The 9203-nt window shown below is 48.5% G+C and carries 8 protein-coding genes; 4 read left to right on the top strand and 4 right to left on the bottom strand.

From position 1 onward, the window contains the following. Positions 1-81: 81 nt before the first annotated feature. A complete protein-coding gene (locus BWI93_RS15800) occupies positions 82-1062 on the bottom strand; it encodes an SPFH domain-containing protein (RefSeq protein WP_094812979.1) in 981 nt (326 codons plus the stop codon). Between the two features lie 320 nt (positions 1063-1382). On the opposite strand from BWI93_RS15800, the gene BWI93_RS15795 reads away from it, so the two are divergent. Next, positions 1383-2870: an FGGY-family carbohydrate kinase gene (locus BWI93_RS15795; protein WP_094812978.1), complete on the top strand. Its 1488-nt coding sequence runs from the start codon at positions 1383-1385 to the stop codon at positions 2868-2870. A gap of 70 nt (positions 2871-2940) precedes the next feature. After that, complete coding sequence (gene xylA, locus BWI93_RS15790; protein ID WP_094812981.1) at positions 2941-4272, top strand: xylose isomerase; 1332 nt, start codon at positions 2941-2943, stop codon at positions 4270-4272. 73 nt (positions 4273-4345) lie between these two features. Here xylA and BWI93_RS15785 read toward each other — a convergent pair whose 3' ends face one another. Together BWI93_RS15785 and BWI93_RS15780 are read right to left on the bottom strand one after the other, a co-directional pair. Continuing rightward, on the bottom strand, positions 4346-4570 hold the full coding sequence (locus BWI93_RS15785; protein ID WP_094812976.1) for a hypothetical protein: 225 nt from the start codon (positions 4568-4570) through the stop codon (positions 4346-4348). Between the two features lie 216 nt (positions 4571-4786). After that, a complete protein-coding gene (locus BWI93_RS15780; protein WP_094812974.1) occupies positions 4787-5155 on the bottom strand; it encodes a hypothetical protein in 369 nt (122 codons plus the stop codon). 85 nt (positions 5156-5240) lie between these two features. On the opposite strand from BWI93_RS15780, the gene BWI93_RS15775 reads away from it, so the two are divergent. Beyond that, positions 5241-5912 (top strand): DUF3431 domain-containing protein, encoded by a 672-nt coding sequence (locus tag BWI93_RS15775; RefSeq protein WP_094812972.1) that lies wholly within the window; start codon positions 5241-5243, stop codon positions 5910-5912. A 38-nt stretch (positions 5913-5950) separates the two neighbouring features. On the opposite strand, the gene BWI93_RS15770 is transcribed toward BWI93_RS15775, so the two are convergent. After that, positions 5951-7177: a serine hydrolase gene (locus tag BWI93_RS15770; RefSeq protein WP_094812970.1), complete on the bottom strand. Its 1227-nt coding sequence runs from the start codon at positions 7175-7177 to the stop codon at positions 5951-5953. A 997-nt stretch (positions 7178-8174) separates the two neighbouring features. Between BWI93_RS15770 and BWI93_RS15765 the strand changes: the two genes are divergently transcribed. Then, the gene (locus tag BWI93_RS15765; protein ID WP_094812968.1) at positions 8175-9050 is read left to right on the top strand and encodes a DNA/RNA non-specific endonuclease; all 876 of its coding nucleotides are present in this window, start codon (positions 8175-8177) and stop codon (positions 9048-9050) included. The last annotated feature ends 153 nt before the right edge of the window (positions 9051-9203 follow it).

The following is a 9203-nucleotide window of genomic DNA, read 5'->3' as shown; positions in this document are numbered from 1 at the left end:
CCAAGTAGTGTCTAACTTCTTGGGGGCACTCCAGAATGATCTTTCGGGGGCTTTTTTATTGATTACACCTGAATGGAGTCCTTACAGTTTTGCCAGCAATTCCGCTTTTTTAGCCGTGAATTCCTCTTCCGTTAAAATACCTGCGGCTTTCAGGTCGCCCAGTTGTTTGAGTAAGCCCATAATGTCTTCCTTCGACTGAGCCGGTTGGGCAGGCTGTGAAGCAGGAGCTACTGCTCCGGCCATCATACCGCCCAGATTCATGCCCACGATACTGGCCGCCGTTCCCGAGTTTTCCGCCGCCTTTTCGATGGACATCCCCGCCTGAAACTGCTGGAAACGGGCCATATCCCCGACCATATTCATTTGTGTGGTCTTGTCGAGGAAGGCTTCTACTTCAGGTGGTAAAGACGTGTTTTCGATGTAGAACTTGACAATCTGGAGACCGTACTGATCGAAATCATTCCCCAGTAAAGGTAGTAGCTTTTCACCGAGTTCGGTATAGTTACGGGCTAGATCCAATACCGAAACATTGGCTTCGGCAATGGCATCGGAGAATTTGGAGAAGATCGCTGAACGCAACTGTTCTTCAATATCGCCGACCCGTACCTGCGGATTGGTACCGGAAAATTCCTTGAGAAACTTTTTCGCTTCATTGACCCGGAACGTATACGTACCAAAAGCACGAATCCGTACCTGCTTGAATTCAGCATCACGAACGATGATCGGGTTGGCCGTACCCCACTTCAGGTTAGTAAACTGTTTCGTGTTCACAAAGTATATGTCCACCTTAAAGGGCGATTCGAAGCCGTATTTCCAGGAACGCAGTGTCGTCAGAATGGGCATGTTGGCCGTCGTCAGCTCGTGTCGTCCGGGTTGGAACACGTCGGCAATCTGACCCTCATTCATGAAAATGGCTACCTGACTTTCGCGTACGGTCAGTTGAGCCCCATATTTAATGTCATTGCCCTTGTCAGGAAATTTCCAGATGATGGTGTCTGACGTATCGTCGACCCATTCAATGACATTGATAAATTCATTTCGGATGAAATCAAAAATACCCATAGTGCACAAAAGAAGGTTTAAACTCAGTGAATCAAAGCTATTAAAAGTTGAGGCTTTCCACCAGCCCGGGAAGTGATTTCTGCGGATTTTTTAATTTCGTAAAATCCTTCCCTCATGGATTTATTTTCTTTTCTTTCTAAAACTTCATCAACGAAGTCCCGGCCTTTTATAAAGAATTTAATCCGAGTACAGAACATTGATTTTCAGTATTTTATCATTATTTTTTGCAATTTTCCAAGAAATAAAATAAGGTTTTCCACTGGAAGATTTGTCAATATTGTCAATCTGACACATCTTGCATTATATTTCTCTGCTAACACATGCTTCTTCTAGGAATTGACGTAGGTACCTCTTCAATTAAAGTCTCGGTTGTAGACGCCGATAGTCAGCAGGTTGTGGCTTCGGCTTCGTACCCTGATCTCGAAAATCCCATTTCTACGCCCCAGCCGGGCTTTGCCGAACAGGACCCGGCCATGTGGTGGAATTGCGTCCAACAGGCGATTCTGAAAGCCAATGCCACGGGAGCTTATAAACCGAAAGATATTGGGGCCATTGGTATTGCCTATCAGATGCACGGGCTGGTCGTGGTAGATCGTAACGAACAGGTACTCCGGCCTTCCATCATCTGGTGCGATAGCCGGGCCGTTTCCTACGGAGAAGCCGCCTTTCAAAAAATTGGTTCGGAGAAAGCCCTGAGTCATTTGCTCAACTCGCCCGGTAATTTTACGGCGGCCAAGCTGGCCTGGGTGAAAGCCAATGAACCGAAAATCTACGGTAGCATTTACCAGATTATGCTGCCCGGCGATTACATCGCCATGATGCTGACGGGTTGCATTACGACCTCTAACTCGGCGTTGTCGGAAGGTATTTTCTGGGATTTCCAGTCGAATCAGGTTTCTGAAGACGTGCTGGACGCCTTTGGCTTTCCCAAAACGATCTTACCCGAACTGCATCCCCTGTTTTCTGTACACGGAGAAGTGAAAAGCTCCATTGCCGATTTGCTGGGACTGAAAGCAGGTATTCCGGTTACATACAAGTCGGGGGATCAGCCGAATAACGCCCTTTCCCTGAACGTGCTCGATCCCGGCGAATTTGCGGCGACGGCGGGTACTTCCGGCGTAGTATACGCGGTAACCGATCAGGTCAAATACGATCCCCAGAACCGCGTTAATACCTTCGCTCACGTCAACCACCAGCGGGATGAGCAGACGCGACTAGGTATTCTGCTGTGTATCAACGGTACGGGCATTCTGAATCGCTGGGTACGCGATCAGTTTGGCTCCGGTCTAACCTACAGCCAGCTTAACGAACTGGCTGCTACCGTTCCGGCGGGTAGTCAGGGCGTACGGGTGCTTCCGTTTGGCAACGGAGCCGAACGCGTACTGGAAAACCGTACGGTTTCAAGCACGATTTCCGGACTGGATTTCAATACCCATACCCGGAGTCACGTATTCCGGGCGGCACAGGAAGGCATTGCTTTTTCGTTGAAATATGGTATGGACATTATGTCGACCATGGGTAGCCCGGCCAAGGTAGTACGGGCGGGTAAAGCCAACATGTTCCTGAGTGATGTCTTTACGGAATCGTTCGTGAACGTTACGCAAACCCCCGTGGAATTGTACGATACCGACGGCTCCAAAGGGGCAGCTCTCGGAGCAGGCGTTGGTCTGGGCTATTTCCAGGCTCCTAAAGAAGCCTTCAGTCGCTTAACGAAAGTCGTCACAGTAGAACCGGACGCCTCGCAGGCAGACCAGTATCAGGAATTTTACGCGAACTGGCTTTCGCTATTGAAAAAATATTTGCAGTAGTTATTGGCGAATGATTCGCCGCATTGAAACCATACACTCATTCATTACTCACTTTTTAAACGCTTTTACAATGGCCGTTTTACTAGGCGAAAAGGAATATTTCCCGGGCATCGGGGAAATCAAGTACGAAGGTCCGGAATCCATGAATCCACTGGCATTCCGTTGGTACGATGAAAACCGCGTTGTGGCGGGAAAAACGCTGAAAGAACATTTCAAGTTTGGCATGGCGTACTGGCATACCCTCAGTGGCGACGGTTCTGATCCCTTCGGCTCGGCTACGCACCTGCACCCCTGGGATCAGGCAGCAGACCCCATCCAACGCCTGAAAGATAAAGCGGATGCTGCTTTTGAATTTCTTACCAAACTGGGTCTGCCCTACTTCTGCTTCCACGACGTAGACGTAGCGGATTACACCCCCAATGTCGAAGAATTCGAAGCTCGCCTGCAAGCCTGGGTGGATTATGTGAAGCCCAAAATGGAGCAGTCAGGTGCGAAGTTGCTTTGGGGTACGGCCAACCTGTTCTCACACGTTCGGTATATGAACGGTGCCGCTACCAACCCTGATTTTGCCGTACTGGCTCACGGTGGTGCTCAGGTGAAAGCGGCGATCGACGCAACGATTGCTCTGGGTGGTGAAAACTACGTATTCTGGGGTGGTCGTGAAGGATACATGACCCTGCTCAATACGGACATGAAACGCGAGCAGGAACACCTGGCTCGTTTCCTGCACGTAGCGAAAGATTATGCTCGTAGCAAAGGCTTTAAAGGAACGTTCTTCATCGAGCCTAAGCCGATGGAGCCCACCAAGCACCAGTACGATTACGACGCGGCTACGGTGATCGGATTCCTGCGTCAGTACGGTCTGATGGACGATTTCAAACTGAACCTGGAAGTAAACCACGCTACGCTGGCCGGTCATACCTTCGCTCACGAATTGCAGGTGGCTGTAGACGCCGGTCTGCTGGGTAGCATCGATGCCAACCGGGGTGATTACCAAAACGGCTGGGATACGGATCAATTCCCGAACGATATTTACGAACTGACGGAATCTTTGCTGGTGATTCTGGAAGGCGGCGGATTACAGGGTGGTGGTGTGAACTTCGATGCCAAGCGTCGTCGGAACTCTACGGACCCCGCTGATCTGTTCTACGCTCACATCGGAGCCATGGACGTATTTGCCAAAGCCATGATCATTGCTGATCAAATTCTGACTTCATCGGAGTACAAGCAGATTCGTGCGGATCGCTACGCTAGCTTCGATTCAGGCAAAGGTAAGGAATTTGAAAACGGTACGCTCGGTCTGGCGGATCTGCGTGATCTGGCGATCGAACTGGGCGAGCCCGAAGTTCGTTCAGGCCGTCAGGAATACTTGGAGAACCTGATTAATCGTTACATCCTGTAAGGATCGATCTTCTATACGAAAAAAGCCACCTTTGCGGGTGGCTTTTTTCGTATAGGTTAATTCATTCTACGGTTTATACCTGATCGGACTGGCGGCTTTGTTCCCGGTCCCGATTTTGATCTTGATTTTGTCCCTGGCGACGGGTCATGTCATCTTGTTGCAGGTTTTCCTGGTCCATGCCTTGTTGACGGCCCCCGGATTGTCCAGACTGTTGCGATTGTTGGTTGCCTTGGTTGCGATCCTGTTGCTGCTGGCCGCCTTGTTGGTTGCCCTGCTGCGAGTTTGATTGATTCATCATGATTTAAATAATTGAGGTTTTGTTGCATAGTAGACGATTACTCGTCAATAGTAACTGTCAAACATTCATGCCACAGCATTTTTCCATGAAAAAATGTATCTTTTCATGGAACTAAGACCTCAATCTTTCCAGATTCTGTTGGGCACTACTCAATTTTCCTCAGGTCACTGTGCAAAAAAAGAGCCCGAATGATTCGGGCTCTTTTCTATAATCGGATTATACTAAAGGAATGTCACGTTCGGGGCGAGCTTGGTCGCCAGCGAGTTCGTCGTCTTCTGGATAACGTTCTTCCAGATCCTTGTATCTCCGATCATGGGTTGCATTCGCATCGTTTAAGAAAGCTTGCGTTTTATTGGCATCTTCGCCGTAAGCAGGCTCTTCAGTAGTTTCTTCTGTATTCCGTTCAATGGTGTCGGCATCCTGTTCTGGATCATATGGGCCACCCACTGGTTTCTCGATGGGTTGGGTAATCGTGCTATTACGACCTGCTTCGGATGAAGAACCTTGGTTGTTTACTAAGTTTGTATCTCTAGTCGCTGAGCCCAGGCTGGTACCCGCGTGTTTTTCATTATGGCGATTAAACATGATTGTATTGTTTAGTGGTTATGGATATGCCTAGTAAGTAAAAAAAAGCAGTGCCACCCCTTTTCAGTAGCCGTATTTTTATCGCATGTTATACGAATTAGTAGTTGCTCATTACCAGGAAAATCTCAACTGGCTACGGAAAGTACCGTCCGCCATTCACCGAACGCTGTATCACAAAGATTCAGCTCATACAGAGCCTGCCGGGATTCTTCTGCCTAACGAAGGTCGAGAGGCTCACACCTACCTGCATCATATCGTTAAACGGTACGATTCTCTGGCCGAAATCACGGTTTTTAGCCAGGGAAAGCCCTTTGACCACGCCTACGACTTTCACGCGACCCTCCGAAAACTGGCCAGTAATTCAGAACCCATCCGACCTTTCGAATGGTTGGGACACCTGATTGATACGGATGATTGGGAGGGCCGGCGACTCTTTCAAACCTGGAGTAAAAACGAGGATGGTCGCGGGCTGGACTTAAAAGGATTTCACCAAAAAGTATTAGGTACGGATGGTCCGGAACGATACACCTTCGTACTGGGGGCTCAGTTCATCATTCATCGGGAAATTATTCAACAAAAGCCGAAAAGTTTTTACCAGAATGCCCTGGAAGTATCCATTCATTTCCCGGATGCGGCCCATTGTTACGAGCGAAGCTGGGACAAAGTCTTTGACGTTCAGGGAATTCCCGAGGAAGTACTCCAGGGAAGGGAGACGGTTTATCTGAAACCTATGAAAAATCAGGGAGTCATTTCATAAATAAACCCCGGCAGTATTCAGGTCTGTCGGGGTTTATTTTATTTCTTAGGAAAAGCTTCCAGTACTTTCTTAATAAATCCATCCAGGGCTTTCTGATCAATCCAGCGGGCAACTACCACCAGTTCGTGTTCGGGATCAACGTAGATAATATTTGTTCCGTTACCCACATGCGTGAACGCCGAAACCGGAGCACTGGGCAGATACTTACCCGCCGTATTCAGAAACCAGTTCATGTAACCGTAGGTAGGCTGAGCAGTCGTAGGCGTGCGGGCTTGACTTACCCAGTTCTCCGAGAGGAGCTGCCGATCCTTCCAGCGGCCCTTATGCAAGGTCAGTAAGCCGAAGCGGGCCATATCGTAGGCGTTGATGAACATGCCCCCACCCCAGTGACCGCCACCGCTTACGGACTGTACGGGCTGACCGTCGAGTACGATCCAGGCGTTTCGGTAGCCCGTCCACCGCCAGGTATTGGATGCACCAATGGGATCCATGATCTCCGTCTTTAGTACCTGCGGCAGGGGCTTACGCCACACACTCGTCGCTGCCAGAGCCAATGCATTGACCCGAACATCATTGTATTCGTAGACACTGCCCGGCGTGTGTCGTTTCCGATTAAGCCACTCGGAGGCCTGAGCGGCCGGACGGTCTGCCCATTCGGGTTTGCCCCAGAGGGTACCTTCCCAATCACTTGTTTGCCGAAGCAGATGGTCCCAGGTAATCGTACGGTTATGAGGCGTATCAAAGGGCCGCAGTAATTCCGGTTGACCCAGTTCGTCCGCGGGCCGTAACAGAGGTTGTCCATACACTTCAATGGGAGGTACGTAAGGAGCTACGGTGTCATGTACACTACGAATCAGCCCCTGATCAACGGCCAAACCAACGACGGTAGAAAGGAAGCTTTTCGTAACGCTGTGCGTCATATCGCACCGCAACGGCTCGCCCCAGTTTCCAATCAGGTATCCTTTATAGATAATCAGTCCGGTAGGTTCGCCCCGTTCGGCAAAGGGTCCAATCGCAAAGCCGTAGGGTTCTTTCCCGAAACTTTGGTAATGGGATTGCTCCATACTCCGGGGATTTTTGCTCTCGTTGGCTTTCGCAAATGCCACGGCTTCCTGAATACGGGCTGCATCCAGACCCAGTTCCTGGGGCGTTCGCTGTTCCCAAAGTTGAGCCGTCGGAAAATAGGGTCCTTCGGAGGGTTTCTTTTTCTGGGCAAAAACAGAACCCAGGCTCAGGCAGAATAAAGCGAATAGAAGTCGAAGCATACGCTTGGTTATGTTTTCCAGGCAAAACTACCCATCTTTCTTTCGGTGTTAGTAGCTTTAAGATTAACGTTGGAAAAGCGTAGATCAATCCGTTCACTGAGGAGTTAATCCTCTTTTTAGGAGTTTTTATCCAGCCAAAGAAGGGCGTTAAAAAACCTGATTTGCAAGCATTGCGTAATTTTTTTCTGGTTGCCTTACTGTAGAACCAGAAAAAAGCTCTATACTTGAAACATATTAAGCGTTCCGCCATACGCTTCACGATTGACCGCCACTACTCGTGAGAAAAGGCATGTAGCTTTGGGCTACTTGCTCCCGATATCGTAAGGTATTGGGAGTTTTCTTTCCAAACATTTTCCTCTCTCTTTTTGCTCTGTATTCTGCTCACCCCAAGCGGTGTTCTTGCTTACTTTATTCGAAGGATGGTTTTTCGTTTCTATAAATGTTATCCCCTTTTAGTGCCAGTATGTGTTTAATCTAAATCCTCCCGTCAACGTAGCGACCGAAGGCAAAACAAGGCTTTTGCCATGGCTGTAAAGAAAGCCTTATTGGGATACATATAGGTAGGTGGATAAGAAAAACTCGTACTAAACAAACACACTACTTACTCACATTGTCCCCTCGGACAGGAACTCCATTAGTCATTTTAACAATCTCCTTCATCAGCCTGACTCATGGAGAAAGCTCTAGCTATGAACTTTACCTGCCTGAGGATTAGAGATTGCCCTGAAGGCTTTCTGTAATTGAAACGGCACAAAATTAACGATTATTACTATACGAAAAGTAGGTTCAATTTGCTCCGAAATGAACCTTAATTTTTAAGAGAGTCGTCACTGTGTACTTCAAAAGCTCCTACTTATTCAAAGCAGGCCCACAAAAGTAGACAGGTCACAGTTCAGGCCTGAGTTTATCACTTACACTGAAGTATGGCACAGGATTTAAACGATAAAATCCGTTTATATTCGTGTTTAAATTCCGTCTGATATATCCTTGAATTTATATGTTTCCGCCCTTACGAACCGTCAGTAAAGCGTCGCTTTATTCTCTACTTTTTGCCCTTTTGCTAGTGGCAGATTCCTGTAGCAGAAAGCCTCTGGTTGCACCCACGAGTGACCAGACCCTTCCGTTACAAGCTTATCTGGGGCTTCCGTCGCGACAGTCAGGGAATTTATCTAATGATAGTTCGGAGTATCTTCTGTACAAACCGGCATTTGTTGTTTGTTACCAGTCTGCCAAAGGAATAGCCCGGTGGGTAAGCTGGCATCTACAAAAGAGTGATTTAGGTACGGCCGATCGTCAGGATGATTTCAAACCCGACGAGGATTTACCCCGTAACTTTCCCCTGATCAAACCTACCGATTACACCAATAGTGGATTCGACCGTGGCCACCTGTGTCCATCAGGCGATCGAACGGCTACGCAAACCGCTAACTCCGCTACGTTTGTTATGTCGAACATGATTCCTCAGGCCCCCAGTTTGAACCGGGGGGTCTGGAATGATTTAGAGGAATATTGTCGGAGCAAAGTAAAATTAGGTTACGAGGCTTACCTCTACGCAGGTGGCTATGGAGCAGGTGGTAAAGGCTCGAACGGATCAGCCACTACGATTGCCAAAGGGAAAGTAAGCGTGCCTGGTCGCTGCTGGAAAGTGATTCTGATTATGCCCGAAGGCGAAAATGATTACGGTCGCCTGGAAAAGGAGTCGGTCGAAGTGATTGCCGTTGATATGCCCAATTCTCAGGACGTTGCCGGTACGGGTTGGCGACGCTGGCAGCTATCGGTTCGGCAACTGGAAGGACTAACGGGCCTTGATTTCTTTTCGGCTCTGCCCTGTTCCACCCAGGACCGAATTGAAAATCATACGCCAACCTTTTGAATTTAAGGTTAACGTATCATTTCATTGAAATTCATTGGTATTACGCAGGTAGGGTAACTTCGCTTCGTAATACCAGTGGGCATTACCGTTTCAGTGAAGAAGCAAAAATCCCTCTTAACCACCTGACGAGCAAGCAACTAAGAGGGATGACCA

It is taken from the genome of Siphonobacter sp. BAB-5385 (genome assembly GCF_002261125.1).
Lineage (GTDB): Bacteria > Bacteroidota > Bacteroidia > Cytophagales > Spirosomataceae > Siphonobacter.
The sequence above is the reverse complement of the archived record's forward strand: the minus strand, read 5'-3'. Positions and strand labels throughout refer to the sequence as shown.

Bases quoted from the DNA above. Each gene is read 5' to 3' on its own strand.
- BWI93_RS15800 (WP_094812979.1), bottom strand. From the start codon at position 1,062: ATGGGTATTTTTGATTTCATCCGAAATGAATTTATCAATGTCATTGAA.
- BWI93_RS15795 (WP_094812978.1), top strand. From the start codon at position 1,383: ATGCTTCTTCTAGGAATTGACGTAGGTACCTCTTCAATTAAAGTCTCG.
- xylA (WP_094812981.1), top strand. From the start codon at position 2,941: ATGGCCGTTTTACTAGGCGAAAAGGAATATTTCCCGGGCATCGGGGAA.
- BWI93_RS15785 (WP_094812976.1), bottom strand. From the start codon at position 4,570: ATGATGAATCAATCAAACTCGCAGCAGGGCAACCAACAAGGCGGCCAG.
- BWI93_RS15780 (WP_094812974.1), bottom strand. From the start codon at position 5,155: ATGTTTAATCGCCATAATGAAAAACACGCGGGTACCAGCCTGGGCTCA.
- BWI93_RS15775 (WP_094812972.1), top strand. From the start codon at position 5,241: ATGTTATACGAATTAGTAGTTGCTCATTACCAGGAAAATCTCAACTGG.
- BWI93_RS15770 (WP_094812970.1), bottom strand. From the start codon at position 7,177: ATGCTTCGACTTCTATTCGCTTTATTCTGCCTGAGCCTGGGTTCTGTT.
- BWI93_RS15765 (WP_094812968.1), top strand. From the start codon at position 8,175: ATGTTTCCGCCCTTACGAACCGTCAGTAAAGCGTCGCTTTATTCTCTA.